The organism is Arenimonas caeni, from assembly GCF_003024235.1.
Classification (GTDB): domain Bacteria; phylum Pseudomonadota; class Gammaproteobacteria; order Xanthomonadales; family Xanthomonadaceae; genus Arenimonas; species Arenimonas caeni.
In genome coordinates, this window is the sequence record NZ_KZ679091.1 from 81403 (window position 1) to 94024 (window position 12622).

At 68.0% G+C, this 12622-nt stretch carries 15 protein-coding genes, 1 other RNA gene and 1 pseudogene; 13 read left to right on the forward strand and 4 right to left on the reverse strand.

Annotation, left to right across the window (positions count from 1 at the left end):
* The first annotated feature begins 5 nt into the window (after positions 1-5).
* The 9 genes from C6N40_RS09000 to msrB all read left to right on the forward strand — a co-directional run bounded on the left by C6N40_RS09000 (position 6) and on the right by msrB (position 9321).
* Entirely contained in the window at positions 6-1391 is a 1386-nt protein-coding gene (locus tag C6N40_RS09000; protein ID WP_106990689.1) for a glutamine synthetase family protein, read from the forward strand.
* A gap of 14 nt (positions 1392-1405) precedes the next feature.
* Positions 1406-2779 carry an aspartate aminotransferase family protein gene (locus C6N40_RS09005; protein ID WP_106990690.1) on the forward strand — a complete coding sequence of 458 codons (1374 nt, stop codon included), beginning with the start codon at positions 1406-1408 and terminating at the stop codon, positions 2777-2779.
* A 96-nt stretch (positions 2780-2875) separates the two neighbouring features.
* A complete protein-coding gene (locus C6N40_RS09010) occupies positions 2876-4027 on the forward strand; it encodes an extracellular solute-binding protein (RefSeq protein WP_106990691.1) in 1152 nt (383 codons plus the stop codon).
* Positions 4028-4081: 54 nt separating this feature from the next.
* Positions 4082-5179 carry an ABC transporter ATP-binding protein gene (locus C6N40_RS09015; protein ID WP_106990731.1) on the forward strand — a complete coding sequence of 366 codons (1098 nt, stop codon included), beginning with the start codon at positions 4082-4084 and terminating at the stop codon, positions 5177-5179.
* A gap of 5 nt (positions 5180-5184) precedes the next feature.
* On the forward strand, positions 5185-6093 hold the full coding sequence (locus C6N40_RS09020; RefSeq protein ID WP_205208587.1) for an ABC transporter permease subunit: 909 nt from the start codon (positions 5185-5187) through the stop codon (positions 6091-6093).
* 32 nt (positions 6094-6125) lie between these two features.
* Positions 6126-6932, forward strand: a complete 807-nt coding sequence (locus tag C6N40_RS09025) for an ABC transporter permease subunit (protein ID WP_106990733.1) — start codon at positions 6126-6128, stop codon at positions 6930-6932.
* Positions 6933-6936: 4 nt separating this feature from the next.
* Positions 6937-8295, forward strand: a complete 1359-nt coding sequence (locus C6N40_RS09030) for an NAD-dependent succinate-semialdehyde dehydrogenase (protein ID WP_106990692.1) — start codon at positions 6937-6939, stop codon at positions 8293-8295.
* A 98-nt stretch (positions 8296-8393) separates the two neighbouring features.
* A complete protein-coding gene (locus tag C6N40_RS09035) occupies positions 8394-8870 on the forward strand; it encodes an HlyD family secretion protein (RefSeq protein ID WP_162782166.1) in 477 nt (158 codons plus the stop codon).
* Position 8871: 1 nt separating this feature from the next.
* A complete protein-coding gene (gene msrB / locus C6N40_RS09040) occupies positions 8872-9321 on the forward strand; it encodes a peptide-methionine (R)-S-oxide reductase MsrB (RefSeq protein WP_106990694.1) in 450 nt (149 codons plus the stop codon).
* 9 nt (positions 9322-9330) lie between these two features.
* Here the strand turns inward: msrB and C6N40_RS14080 are convergent, their stop codons facing one another.
* Positions 9331-9498: a hypothetical protein gene (locus tag C6N40_RS14080; RefSeq protein ID WP_162782167.1), complete on the reverse strand. Its 168-nt coding sequence runs from the start codon at positions 9496-9498 to the stop codon at positions 9331-9333.
* 96 nt (positions 9499-9594) lie between these two features.
* Here C6N40_RS14080 and C6N40_RS09045 point away from each other — a divergent pair.
* Positions 9595-9855: pseudogene (locus tag C6N40_RS09045) on the forward strand (integrase core domain-containing protein); the annotation flags it as partial.
* Between the two features lie 117 nt (positions 9856-9972).
* On the opposite strand, the gene ssrA reads toward C6N40_RS09045, so the two are convergent.
* Together ssrA and smpB are read right to left on the reverse strand one after the other, a co-directional pair.
* Positions 9973-10325: a transfer-messenger RNA gene (gene ssrA, locus C6N40_RS09050) on the reverse strand.
* Between the two features lie 90 nt (positions 10326-10415).
* Positions 10416-10931, reverse strand: a complete 516-nt coding sequence (smpB, locus tag C6N40_RS09055; protein WP_106990695.1) for an SsrA-binding protein SmpB — start codon at positions 10929-10931, stop codon at positions 10416-10418.
* A gap of 66 nt (positions 10932-10997) precedes the next feature.
* Here smpB and C6N40_RS09060 point away from each other — a divergent pair, with 66 nt between their 5' ends.
* Together C6N40_RS09060 and C6N40_RS09065 are read left to right on the forward strand one after the other, a co-directional pair.
* Positions 10998-11423 carry a type II toxin-antitoxin system RatA family toxin gene (locus C6N40_RS09060; RefSeq protein ID WP_106990696.1) on the forward strand — a complete coding sequence of 142 codons (426 nt, stop codon included), beginning with the start codon at positions 10998-11000 and terminating at the stop codon, positions 11421-11423.
* A 1-nt stretch (position 11424) separates the two neighbouring features.
* A complete protein-coding gene (locus C6N40_RS09065; protein WP_106990697.1) occupies positions 11425-11715 on the forward strand; it encodes an RnfH family protein in 291 nt (96 codons plus the stop codon).
* Here the strand turns inward: C6N40_RS09065 and C6N40_RS09070 are convergent.
* A complete protein-coding gene (locus C6N40_RS09070; protein ID WP_106990698.1) occupies positions 11712-12110 on the reverse strand; it encodes an outer membrane protein assembly factor BamE in 399 nt (132 codons plus the stop codon). The two genes, C6N40_RS09065 and C6N40_RS09070, sit on opposite strands and share 4 nt — an antisense overlap.
* 100 nt (positions 12111-12210) lie before the next feature.
* Between C6N40_RS09070 and fur the strand changes: the two genes are divergently transcribed.
* Positions 12211-12618 carry a ferric iron uptake transcriptional regulator gene (gene fur, locus C6N40_RS09075; RefSeq protein ID WP_106990699.1) on the forward strand — a complete coding sequence of 136 codons (408 nt, stop codon included), beginning with the start codon at positions 12211-12213 and terminating at the stop codon, positions 12616-12618.
* The last annotated feature ends 4 nt before the right edge of the window (positions 12619-12622 follow it).

The following is a 12622-nucleotide window of genomic DNA, read 5'->3' on the forward strand; positions in this document are numbered from 1 at the left end:
GGCCCATGGCCAAGAAGAAAATCCCCCGCCAGACCGAGCAGGAGCAGCAGGAGAGCGAGATCAAGCGCTGGCTCAAGGAGCGTCGCATCACCGAGGTCGAGTGCCTGGTGCCCGACATCACCGGCAACGCCCGCGGCAAGATCATCCCGGCCGCCAAGTTCTCGCACGACTACGGCACGCGCCTGCCCGAGGGCATCTTCGCCACCACCGTCACCGGCGACTACCCGGACGAGTACGACGACCTGGTCAGCCCCTCCGATTCGGACATGATGCTGCGCCCGGACCCGGAGACCATCCGCATGGTGCCCTGGGCCACCGACCCGACCGCCCAGGTCATCCACGACTGCTTCACCAAGGACGGCCGCCCGCACGAACTGGCGCCGCGCAACGTGCTGCGCCGCGTGCTGGCGCTCTACGATGCGATCGGCCTGGCGCCGGTGATCGCGCCGGAGCTCGAGTTCTTCCTGGTCCAGCGCAACACCGACCCGGACTTCCCGCTGCAGCCGCCGGCCGGCCGCAATGGCCGCCCCGAGACGGCGCGCCAGAGCTACTCGATCGACGCGGTCAACGAGTTCGACCCCATCCTCGACCTGATGTACGACTACTGCGAGGCGATGGACCTGGACGTCGACACCCTGGTGCACGAGTCCGGCGCGGCCCAGCTGGAAGTGAACTTCGTGCACGCCGACCCGCTCTCGCGCGCCGACCAGGTGTTCCTGTTCAAGCGCAGCATGCGCGAGGCGGCGATGCGCCACGGCATCTACGCCACCTTCCTGGCCAAGCCGATGGAGAACGAGCCGGGCAGCTCGATGCACATCCACCAGAGCCTGATCAGCACCAAGACCGGCAAGAACGTGTTCTCGGCGGGCAAGGCCGGCCAGCACACCGACATATTCATGCATTACCTCGGCGGCCTGCAGAAGTACGTGCCGGCGGCCATGGCCTTCTTCGGTCCGAACGTGAACTCGTACCGGCGCCTGGCCTTCGGCGAGGTGTCGCCCAAGAACGTGCAGTGGGGCTACGACAACCGCACCTGCGGCCTGCGCGTGCCGCTGGACACGCCCGAGAACGCCCGCGTCGAGAGCCGCTTCGCCGGTTCCGACGTCAACCCCTACCTGGCCCTGGCGGCGACCCTGGCCTGCGGCTACCTGGGCATCCGGGAGAAGCTCCAGCCCACCGAGCCGCTCTCGGGCAGCGCCCACGCCAAGGGTTACGACCTGCCGCGCTCGCTGGAGGAGGCGATCGCGGAGCTGCGTGCCTGCAAGCCCCTGCGCGAGCTGCTGGGCGAGCGCTTCGTGCGCGCCTACACGGCCGTCAAGGACAAGGAACACCAGACCTACCTTCGAGTCATCAGCAGCTGGGAACGCGAGTTCCTCCTGCTCAACGTCTGAACCAAGGAACGAACATGCCCGGAATCGACACCACCACCCTGCAGCGCCTCGACGCCGCCCACCACCTGCACCCGTTCAACGACAACGCGGCGCTGGCCAAGCGCGGCACGCGCATCCTCACCCGCGGCGAGGGCTGTTATGTCTGGGACGCCGAGGGCAACCAGCTGCTCGATGCCTTCGCCGGCCTGTGGTGCGTCAACGTCGGCTACGGCCGCAAGGAGCTCGGCCGGGTCGCCGCGCACCAGATGGACGAGCTGGCCTACTACAACAGCTTCTTCCAGTGCACCACCGAGCCGACGGTGCGGCTGTCGGCCAAGCTGGCCGAGCTGACCCCGCACGACCTCAACCACGCCTTCTTCACCAACTCCGGCTCCGAGGCCAACGACACCATCCTGCGCATGGTGCGGCACTTCTGGGCGGTGCAGGGCAAGCCGGAGAAGTTCAACTTCATCAGCCGCCACGACGGTTACCACGGCTCCACCGTGGCCGGCGCCAGCCTCGGCGGCATGAAGGGCATGCACAAGCAGGGCGGGCTGCCGATCCCGGGCATCCACCACATCGACCCGCCGTACTGGTTCGGCGACGGCGGCGAGATGGACGAGGAAGAGTATGGCCGGGTGGCGGCCAAGCGGCTGGAGGACAAGATCCTCGAGCTCGGGCCGGAGAACGTGGCCGCCTTCATCGGCGAGCCGGTGATGGGCGCGATCGGCGTGTACATCCCGCCGCGCAACTACTGGAAAGAGATCGAGCGCATCTGCCGCCAGTACGACGTGCTGCTGGTGGCCGACGAGGTCATCTGCGGCTTCGGCCGCACCGGCAACTGGTTCGCCGCCGAGACCTTCGACTTCCGTCCCGACGTGATGACCCTGGCCAAGGGCATCACCTCGGGATACATCCCGCTGGGCGCGGTGATGTTCAACGACCGCGTGGCCGAGGTGCTGGCCACCAAGGGCGGCGAGCTGGCCCATGGCTACACCTATTCGGGCCACCCGGTCTGCGCCGCCGTGGCGCTGGAGAACATCCGCATCCTGCAGGACGAGAAGATCATCGAGACCTGCCGCAACGACACCGGCCCCTACCTGGCCGAGAAGTGGAAGGCCCTGGGCGAGCACCCCCTGGTGGGCGAGGCGCGCATCCTGGGCATGGTCGGCGCGCTCGAGCTGGTGCCGCGCAAGCCGGCCCGCGAGTACTTCCCGGACCGGGGCAGGGTGGGGCAGATGTGCCGCGACTTCGCCCTGCGCAGCGGCCTGATCCTGCGCGCCACCAACGACGCCATGCTGCTCTCGCCGCCGCTGGTGATCACCAAGGCCCAGGTGGACGAACTGGCCGAGAAGACCTGGCGCGCCCTGGACCTGACGGCCCGCGAGCTGGGCATGCCGACCGCGTGAAAAAAGGCCCCGGCCCGCCCCCCGTGGCGGCCGTGGCCGTGTGTATCATGGTTCCAGCAGTACGAACGCTTCATTTACCTTCAGGGGAGTGTGTCGATGAAAGCCAGGATGTCTGCTATTTGCCTTGCCTTCGTGCTCGCCGGCTGCGGCGGCGAGCAACCCGCCAGCCAGGGTGACGCAGGTACGGCCGCGCCGCCGGCCGGCTCCAAGGTCCTCAACATCTACAACTGGTCCGACTACATCGGCGAGGACACCATCGCCAACTTCGAGGCCGAGACCGGGATCAAGGTCACCTACGACGTCTTCGACTCCAACGAGCTGCTCGAAGCCAAGCTGATGTCCGGCAACACCGGCTACGACATCGTGGTGCCGTCGCTCACCTTCCTGTCGCGCCAGGTGCAGGCCGGCGTGTTCCAGGAGCTCGACAAGTCGCGCTTCACCAACTACGGCAACCTCGACCCGGACTTCCTCGCGCTGCTGGCGCAGAACGACCCGGGCAACGCCCACTCGCTGCCCTACCTGTGGGGCACCACCGGCATCGGCTACAACGTCGAGAAGGTGAAGGCCGCCCTGGGCGAGGACGCCCCGGTGGACAGCTGGGCGCTGGTGTTCGAGCCGGAGAACCTCGCCAAGCTCAAGGGCTGCGGCGTGGCCTTCCTCGACACCCCGTCCGAGATCATTCCGCCGGTGCTGCGCTACCTCGGCGAGGAGCCCAACAGCTTCGACGAGGCGGTGGTGAAGAAGGCCGTCGATCGCCTGCAGGAGCTGCGTCCGCACATCACCTACTTCCACAGCTCGCAGTTCATCAACGACCTCGCCAATGGCGACATCTGCGTGGCCGTGGGCTGGTCGGGCGACATCATCCAGGCCCAGGCGCGCGCCGCCGAGGCGGCCGAGGCCAACCCGGGCAAGCCGGCCGTCGAAGTGGCGTACTCGATCCCGAAGGAGGGCGCGCCGATGTGGTTCGACATGCTGGCGATCCCGAAGGACGCCAAGAACGTCGACAACGCCTACCTGTTCCTCGACTACGTGATGCGCGCCGATGTGACGGCCGGCATCCAGAACTACGTGATGTACGCCAGCGCCAACCAGGCGGCGCTGCCGCTGGTGGACGAGGCCGTGCTCAACGACCCGGGCATCTACCCGGACGAGGAGACCAAGGCCAAGCTGTTCACGCTGGCGGTGCTGCCGCCCGAGGTGGACCGCATGTTCACCCGCCACTGGACCACCCTCAAGACGGGGCAGTAAGCACCGATGGCAGCGACCCCGAGCGGCGCCCTGGCGGGCGCACCCAAGAACGACATGCTGGGCGCCGAGGACTACTTGCGCATCGAGGCGGTGCGCAAGGAGTTCGATGGCTTCGTGGCGGTCGACGACGTGAGCGTGTCGATCCGGCAGGGCGAGATCTTCGCCCTGCTGGGCGCCTCGGGTTGCGGAAAGTCCACGCTGCTGCGCTGCCTCGCCGGCTTCGAGAAGCCGACCAAGGGCCGCATCGTGCTCGACGGCCAGGACATCACGGGCCTGCCGCCCTACGAGCGGCCGATCAACATGATGTTCCAGTCCTACGCGCTGTTCCCGCACATGAGCGTGGAGCAGAACGTGGCCTTCGGCCTCAAGCAGGACGGCATGGCCAAGGCCGAGGTCGCCCGGCGCGTGCAGGAGATGCTGGCCCTGGTGCAGATGGAGAAGTACGCGCGTCGCAAGCCGCACCAGCTCTCCGGTGGCCAGCAGCAGCGCGTCGCGCTGGCGCGCTCGCTGGCCAAGGGCCCGAAGCTGCTCCTGCTCGACGAGCCGATGGGTGCGCTCGACAAGAAGCTGCGCTCGCAGATGCAGCTTGAGCTGGTGAACATCGTCGAGCGCCTGGGCGTGACCTGCGTGATGGTCACCCACGACCAGGAAGAGGCCATGACCATGGCCCACCGCATCGCCGTCATGGACTCGGGCTGGATCCGCCAGGTCGGCACCCCCGACGAGATCTACGAGCAGCCCAGCTGCCGGTTCACCGCCGAGTTCATCGGTTCGGTGAACCTGATCGAGGGTCGCATCAAGGACGACGAGAAGGACTTCATCACCATCGCCAGCCCGGCGATGGAGCACCTGGCCTACGTCGGCCACGGCGTCACCGGCTTCGAGGGGCAGGAGGTGGCGCTGGCCATCCGCCCGGAGAAGATCCACGTCGACAAGGACGAGCCGGCGCAGCCGCACAACAAGGTGCGCGGCACCATCGAGGACATCGCCTATTTCGGCAGCCACTCGGTGTTCCACGTGCGCCTGCCCGGCGGCACCAAGCTGCTGGCCAACATGCTCAACAGCCAGCGCTGGGCCAGCGAACGCTTCACCTGGAACGACCTGGTGTGGCTGAGCTGGGACGACCAGGCCGGCGTGGTGCTGACCTCGTGAGCAAGCTGCTGAACTCGGTCCGCAAGCGCCTTCCCGGGCCGCGCTGGCTGGTGATCGGCGTGCCCTACCTGTGGATGCTGCTGTTCTTCGCCATCCCGTTCGCGATCGCGCTGCAGATCAGCTTCGCCAGCGCCGCCATCGCCATGCCGCCCTACACCGACCTGGTGTCCTGGGCCGGCGACAAGCTCGAGATCACCCTCAACACCGGCAACTACCTGTTCCTGGTGCGCGACAGCCTGTACGTGAAGGCCTACCTGAGTTCGCTCGAGATCGCGGTCGTCTCGACCTTCCTGTGCCTGCTGCTGGGCTACCCGATCGCCTACGGCATCTCGCGCATGGAGCCGTCCACGCGCAACATCGCGCTGATGCTGGTCATCCTGCCCAGCTGGACGTCCTTCCTGATCCGCATCTACGCCTGGGTCGGCATCCTCAAGAACAACGGCCTGCTCAACAACATGCTCATCGGCATGGGGCTCATCGACGAGCCGCTGGCGATCCTGCACACGCCGGTGGCGGTGTACATCGGCATCGTCTATGCCTACCTGCCGTTCATGGTGCTGCCGCTCTACGCCAACCTGGTCAAGCACGACCACCGCCTGCTCGAGGCCGCCAACGACCTGGGTGCGCCGCCCTGGAAGGCCTTCCTGACGGTGACCCTGCCGCTGTCGAAGGCCGGCATCATCGCCGGCTCCATGCTGGTGCTGATCCCGGTGGTGGGCGAATTCGTCATCCCCGAGATGCTCGGCGGGCCGGACACGCTGATGATCGGCCGGGTCCTGTGGCAGGAATTCTTCAACAACCGCGACTGGCCGGTGGCCTCGGCGGTGGCGATCGTGATGCTGGCCCTGCTCATCATCCCCATCACCATCTTCCACCGCTCGCAGTCGAAGGAAATGGAGTCCAGGCTCACGTGAGCAGCGCACGCACCTCCGGCTTCACCAGGACCATGCTGGTGATTGGCTTCGTATTCCTGTACGCGCCCATCCTCAGCCTGATGGTCTACTCGTTCAACGAGTCGCGCCTGGTCACGGTGTGGTCGGGCTTCTCGGTGAAGTGGTACGTCGAGCTGTTCCGCGACAAGCAGATGATGGACGCGGCCTGGGTGAGCATCCAGGTGGCGTTCTGGACCGCCTGCGCGGCCGTGGTGCTGGGCACGATGGCCTCGATGGCCATGGTCCGGATGCGCCACTTTCCGGGCAAGACCGTGTTCGGCGGCCTGATCACCGCGCCGCTGGTGATGCCCGAGGTGATCACCGGCCTGTCGATCCTGCTGCTGTTCGTGTCCTACGGGCCGACCATCGGCATCGGCGCGCAGCGCGGCATGCTCACCATCTGGATCGCCCACGTCACCTTCGCCATGGCCTTCGTCACGGTGGTGATCAGTTCGCGGCTGGCCGAGCTCGACCGCTCGCTGGAGGAGGCCGCGATGGACCTGGGCGCGAACCGCGCGAAGGTATTCTTCGTGATCACGCTGCCGATCATCGCCCCGGCACTGGTAGCCGGCTGGCTGCTGGCCTTCACCCTCAGCCTCGACGACCTGGTGATCGCCAGCTTCGTCTCCGGCCCCTCGTCCACCACGCTGCCGATGAAGGTGTTCTCGTCGGTGCGCCTGGGCGTGAGCCCGAAGATCAACGCGCTGGCGACCTTGATGATCGTCGCCGTGTCCATTGCCGCGGTCATCGGCTGGTGGCTGATGAGCCGCGAGGAAAAGAAGCGCCGGCGCGACGCCCAGCTGGCGCTGCAGAAGGGTTGAAACCATGATCGAAGCCAATATCGACCCCTGGACCGGGGAAGTGCGTCCGTTCCCGAAGATGGCCCCGGCCGACATCGAGGCCGCCCTGGCCGCCTCGGCGGCCGCGTTCCCGGCCTGGTCGGCGCTGTCGCTCGACGAGCGCGCCGCCCACCTGCGGCGCATCGCCGCCACGCTGCGTACGCGGCGCGAGGACCTGGCGCTGACGATGACCGCCGAGATGGGCAAGCTGCGCCGCGAGGCCCTGGCCGAGATCGAGAAGAGCGCCTCGGCCTGCGAGTACTACGCCGACAACGCGGCGCGCTACCTGCAGGAGCAGGCCATCGGCACCGAGGCGGCGCGCAGCTACGTGCGCTACGAGCCGATCGGCTGCGTGCTGGCGATCATGCCGTGGAATTTCCCGGTCTGGCAGGTCTTCCGCTTCCTGGCGCCGGGCCTGATGGCCGGCAACGTGGCCCTGCTCAAGCACGCCACCAACGTGCCGGCCTGCGCCGACGCCATCGCCGAAGTGCTGGCCGAGGCCGGCCTGCCGGCGGGCGTTTTCGGCGTGCTGCACATCAACAACCAGCAGGCCGCCGGGGTGATCGGTGATCCGCGCGTCCAGGCGGTTACGCTGACCGGCAGCGAGCGCGCCGGCCGCTCCGTGGCCGCGACCGCGGGCAGTCATCTGAAGAAGTGCGTGCTCGAGCTCGGCGGCTCCGACCCGTTCATCGTGCTCGACGACGCCGACCTGGAAAAGACCGTGCCGGTGGCCGTCGCCTCGCGCTTCGGCAATGCCGGCCAGACCTGCATCGCCGCCAAGCGTTTCATCGTCACCCCGGGCATCGCCGATCGCTTCGTGCGCGCCTTCTGCGAGGCCGCCGGCCAGCTGCAGGTCGGCGACCCGAATGATGGCGCCACCACGCTGGCACCGATGGCCCGCGCCGACCTGCGCGACGAACTGCACCGTCAGGTGATGGCCAGTGTCGCGCAGGGCGCGCGCGTGTTGCTGGGCGGCCAGCCGGGGCAGGGCGACACAAGCTACCCGGCCACCATCCTCGATGCCGTGGCGCCGGGCATGCTGGCCTGGGACGAGGAGCTGTTCGGCCCGGTGGCCTCGATCCTGCGCGTGGCCGACGAGGCCGAGGCGGTGCGCGTGGCCAACGCCACCCGCTTCGGCCTGGGCGCCAGCGTCTGGACCACGGACGCCCACCGCGGCGAGCGCCTGGCCCGGCGCATCCAGGCCGGCGCCTGTTTCGTCAATTCGCTGGTCAAGTCCGACGTGCGCCTGCCGTTCGGCGGCACCAAGGCCTCGGGTTTCGGCCGCGAGCTGGCCGAGCACGGCATCCACGAGTTCACCAACATCAAGACCGTCTACGTGGCCTGACGCCCGAGGCGTTGTCACAGCTGCGTGAAATCGGTTTAGACTCGGGCTGTTGGCGTGGTCCGAAGGGGGCGGCCTGCCTGGTTCACAGGAGGATTCGCTTGGATACGAAAGCAAACCGGCCGTTGGCCGCTACCACCATCCTTGCGCTGGCGCTGGCCGCCGGCGCCGTGCCTGCGTTCGCCCAGGAAACCGGGCTGGCCGATGCCGAGGCCAGGCTGCGCGAGGCCGCCACGGCGGTCGAGGCGGCCATGCAGGAGGTCCAGGCCCGCCAGGCCCAGCTGCAGTCGGCCCGCGAGGCGCTGTCCGCGGCCGAGGCGGCGCGCGACCAGGCCGAGGATCGCCTGGCCCGCACCGAGGCCCAGGCGGCGCGCAGCCAGCTCACCCGCCGGCAGGTCGACGCCGACCGGGCGCTGGCCGACAAGGCCGTGCAGGCCGTGGCGCAAGCCCGGGCGCAGATCCAGGCGCTGGAGTCGGACATGGACTCCGGCCAGGCCACGCTGATGGCCGCCAAGTCGGCCGTCGATGCCGCGCGCGAGAGCGTGGCGGCGGCCCTGGGTCCCGACACCAAGGGCTGAGATGCACCGCTGGCGGGACGTCATCGACCGGGTGCGCGGCGGCAATCCGCCGCCGCCCCGGCGCGTGGACAAACCGGAGGCCGAGTGGCGCGCTGAGCTGGCGCCGGACGTCTTCCAGGTCACCCGCCTGGCCGGCACCGAGCGGCCCTTCAGTTCGCCCCTGTGTGGCCTGTTCGAGCCGGGCCGCTACGGCTGCGCCTGCTGCGGCACGCCCCTGTTCGACGCCGGCACCAAGTTCGAGTCGGGTACCGGCTGGCCTTCGTTCACCGCGCCGCTGGCGGATGCGGCCGTGGCCTACCACGGCGACGAGAGCCACGGCATGGTCCGCGTCGAGATCCTCTGCAACGCCTGCGATGCCCACCTGGGGCACGTGTTTCCGGACGGCCCCCCGCCGACCGGCCTGCGCTACTGCGTCAACGCGCTGTCGCTGCGCAAGCTCGCCGCCGAATAGCCGCGCCGGTCAGGCCGCGACGGCCTTGAGGATGGTGTAGACCACCAGTCCCAGCATCGAAAGCACGCCAAGCGTGAGCAGGAAGATGCCCTGCGGGCGGGCGCGCAGCGTGAAGCCGACCGCGATCAGCGCGATGGCGATGAAGGTCACGCCGACATGCGGCCAGAAGGTGATCATTCCCACGCAAAACCCCCGGTTGGCTAACGCGACCAGCATACCGCAGGGTGCTTGAAGGGCAATGCGACACGGGCGCGATGTCCCGGGGCGGCCATCGAGGCCGGCATCGAGCCGTCAGTGGGCAGCGTCGGCGATAGCTACGACAACGCGCTGGCCGAAACCGTGATCGGCCTGTTCAAGACCGAGGTCACGAACCGCCGCTCCTGGCGCAGCCGGGAAGAGGTGGAATGGGAGACCCTGGACTGGGTCGACTGGTATAACCACCGACGACTGCTGGGGTCGATCGGCAACATACCCCCGGCGGAAGCCGAGGCGGCGTTCTACGCCGGCAACCCGGGTCACGCCATGGCGGCGTGACTCAAACGAAATGGCCTCCGGAGAAGCCGGGGCGATTCAGAACCCCCAAGAACACGCGGGAACCGGCGCGATCAGGCAAGAAAAAACCCCAACCGAGAACGGTTGGGGTTTCAGTATTGGTGGAGGTGGGGGGAGTTGAACCCCCGTCCGAGAGCACTCCATCTCCGGCACTACATGCTTAGCTCGTTGTTCGATCTCGGATGGCGGCAACACAACGTGCGAAGCACACCGACACCCACACCCGCTAAGTTGACCACCGGTTGGCGGGTCGCCGCCGGCAGCTGTTCCGTGATGATGACCCTACATCCACGAGCACGGACACAAGTGGGTTCGGGGCTTACGCCTTAAGCGGCGAGAGCGTAGTTGTCGTCGTTGGCAACTATGATTTTGCCGCTGGATTAACGAGGAAAGCTGCCCCCTCGGCATGCGCCAGTCGACTTCGCAACCCCCGTCGAAGCCAGGACACCCCCGGATACGCGGAAATCGTTTCGTTCAACCGACACGCCCAGTATGGGGCTCGCCTGACCGCACCACAAGTTGCCCGTTCAGCCTTCGGACGGCTACGCGTTCTTGTTGTGCCGGCGCATGGTGCGCTCTTTTTCGCGCTGCCAGTCGCGGTCCTTGCTGGCCTGGCGCTTGTCGTGGCTCTGCTTGCCCTTGGCCAGGGCCAGCTCGAGCTTGACCTTGTTGCCCTTCCAGTAGGCGGCGGTGGGGATGAGCGTGTAGCCATCGCGCTCGACCTTGCCCACCAGCTTGTCGATCTCGTGCCGGTGCATCAGCAGCTTGCGCGTGCGGCGGTCGTCGGCCACCACGTGGGTGGAGGCCTGGCTGAGCGGGGTGATCTGGGCGCCGAACAGGAAGATCTCGCCGTTCTTCACCAGGGCGTAGGCATCGCCCATGTTCATGCGGCCGGCGCGGATGGACTTGAGCTCCCAGCCCTGCAGGGCGATGCCGGCCTCGTAGCGGGCCTCGAGGTGGTACTCGTGGCGCGCCGAGCGGTTGAGCGCGATGGTCTTGTTGCCATCCGCCGAGCCCTTGGCGCTTCCGGTATTCTTGGCGTTGTTCTTCTTAGACATGTCCTTTCCTTGGCGGCCATTGTCGCCCATCGCGGGCCGCACGGGGGAGGGGCGGGCAAGGAGCCCATGACGAGCATCCACCGGCACGCCCTGGTCCGGCATTCGGCGCGGCGCATGTACGACCTGGTCAACGACGTCGCCGGCTATCCGGCGCGTTTCCCCTGGTGCGAGGGTTCGCGGGTCCTGGAGGCCTCCGACACGCACATGTTGGCCCGTCTCGACCTGCGCATGGCCGGCCTGCGCACCAGCTTCACCACCCGCAACGAACTCGAGGCGCCCACGCGCATCCGGCTGCAGCTGGCCGAGGGCCCGTTCCGCAAGCTCTCGGGGCAGTGGCATTTCCACAGCCTGTCCGAGGACGCCTGCAAGGTCAGCCTGGACCTGGATTTCGAGGTCGCCGGGCGTTTGTTCGGCTCGGCGCTGGCGCTGGGCTTCCATGGGCTGGCCGACCGCATGGTCGACGACTTCTGCCGCGAGGCGGACCGGGCCTGAGATGGAGGCCGTGCTCCGGGTCGAGGTGGTCTACGCGCTGCCGGACCGCTGCTGGCGGGTACCGCTGCAGTTGCCGGCCGGCGCGACGGTGGCCGATGCGCTGGCGGCGGCCGACCTGTCCGCGCGCATCCCGGGCGTGGTCGTCGACCCCGAAGGCCTGGCCATCTACGGGCAGGCGGCGACGCCGGCCACGACGCTGCACGACGGCGACCGCGTCGAGGTGCTCAGGCCACTGCGGGTGGATCCCATGCAGGCCCGGCGGCGCCGGGCCCGCGAAGCCGGGAAGGCTTAGCCGCCCGACGGCGGGCGACGCGGCTTGTCCTTGTCGCGCGCGATGTTGCCGAAGCGGCGCATTTCGACAGCCAGTTCGTTGTCGGCCTCGGGGAAGTACTCGCCCTCCCAGCGGGCCAGCGCCTCACCCTCGAACCACAGGGTGAGGTTCTTGATCTCGGTGTCGCCGGTGCGGCGGCGCGCGGTGGCCACGTAGTCCCAGCGCGACTGGTGGAACGGGTCGGAGACCGCGGGCGAACCGAGCAGGCTGAAGACCTGGCCGCGGGTCATGCCCACCTGCAGTTGTTCGACGTTGCGCGACTCGAGCAGGTTGCCCTGGAAGACGGGCTGGCGATAGACGATGCCGCAGCCGGCGACGAGGAGGGTGGCGAGCAGGAGCGTGAAGGCCTTGCGCATTGCAGGGTGGGTCCGGGTGCGGTGACTGCCCGATGATACACTACCCGATGAAGCCGCCAGCCCCTCGCGGCGGCCTGACGGAACGCATTCAGGAGACGCCATGGAATCCCAGGACCTGCGCAAGGCCGGCCTCAAGGTCACCCATCCGCGCATGCGCATCCTCGAGGTACTCGAGACCGCCAGCCCCAAGCACCTGACGGCCGAGGACATCTACCGGCACCTGCTCGAGAACGGCGACGACATCGGCCTGGCAACGGTCTACCGCGTGCTCACCCAGTTCGAGGGCGCCGGCCTGGTGCTCAAGCACAATTTCGAGGGTGGCCAGGCGGTCTACGAACTCGACCGCGGCCAGCACCACGACCACATGGTCGATGTCGACACCGGCAAGGTGATCGAGTTCACCAGCCCCGAGATCGAACGCCTCCAGCACGAGATCGCCGCCAAGTACGGCTTCGAAATCGAAGACCACTCGCTGGTCCTGTACGTGCGCGCCCGGAAGAAGAAATAGGTTT

What these genes read in the sequence shown, in the direction of transcription:
- C6N40_RS09000 (WP_106990689.1), top strand. Translation starts at nt 6, where the DNA reads ATGGCCAAGAAGAAAATCCCCCGCCAGACCGAGCAGGAGCAGCAGGAG.
- C6N40_RS09005 (WP_106990690.1), top strand. Translation starts at nt 1,406, where the DNA reads ATGCCCGGAATCGACACCACCACCCTGCAGCGCCTCGACGCCGCCCAC.
- C6N40_RS09010 (WP_106990691.1), top strand. Translation starts at nt 2,876, where the DNA reads ATGAAAGCCAGGATGTCTGCTATTTGCCTTGCCTTCGTGCTCGCCGGC.
- C6N40_RS09015 (WP_106990731.1), top strand. Translation starts at nt 4,082, where the DNA reads ATGCTGGGCGCCGAGGACTACTTGCGCATCGAGGCGGTGCGCAAGGAG.
- C6N40_RS09025 (WP_106990733.1), top strand. Translation starts at nt 6,126, where the DNA reads ATGCTGGTGATTGGCTTCGTATTCCTGTACGCGCCCATCCTCAGCCTG.
- C6N40_RS09030 (WP_106990692.1), top strand. Translation starts at nt 6,937, where the DNA reads ATGATCGAAGCCAATATCGACCCCTGGACCGGGGAAGTGCGTCCGTTC.
- msrB (WP_106990694.1), top strand. Translation starts at nt 8,872, where the DNA reads ATGCACCGCTGGCGGGACGTCATCGACCGGGTGCGCGGCGGCAATCCG.
- C6N40_RS14080 (WP_162782167.1), bottom strand. Translation starts at nt 9,498, where the DNA reads ATGATCACCTTCTGGCCGCATGTCGGCGTGACCTTCATCGCCATCGCG.
- smpB (WP_106990695.1), bottom strand. Translation starts at nt 10,931, where the DNA reads ATGTCTAAGAAGAACAACGCCAAGAATACCGGAAGCGCCAAGGGCTCG.
- C6N40_RS09060 (WP_106990696.1), top strand. Translation starts at nt 10,998, where the DNA reads ATGACGAGCATCCACCGGCACGCCCTGGTCCGGCATTCGGCGCGGCGC.
- C6N40_RS09065 (WP_106990697.1), top strand. Translation starts at nt 11,425, where the DNA reads ATGGAGGCCGTGCTCCGGGTCGAGGTGGTCTACGCGCTGCCGGACCGC.
- C6N40_RS09070 (WP_106990698.1), bottom strand. Translation starts at nt 12,110, where the DNA reads ATGCGCAAGGCCTTCACGCTCCTGCTCGCCACCCTCCTCGTCGCCGGC.
- fur (WP_106990699.1), top strand. Translation starts at nt 12,211, where the DNA reads ATGGAATCCCAGGACCTGCGCAAGGCCGGCCTCAAGGTCACCCATCCG.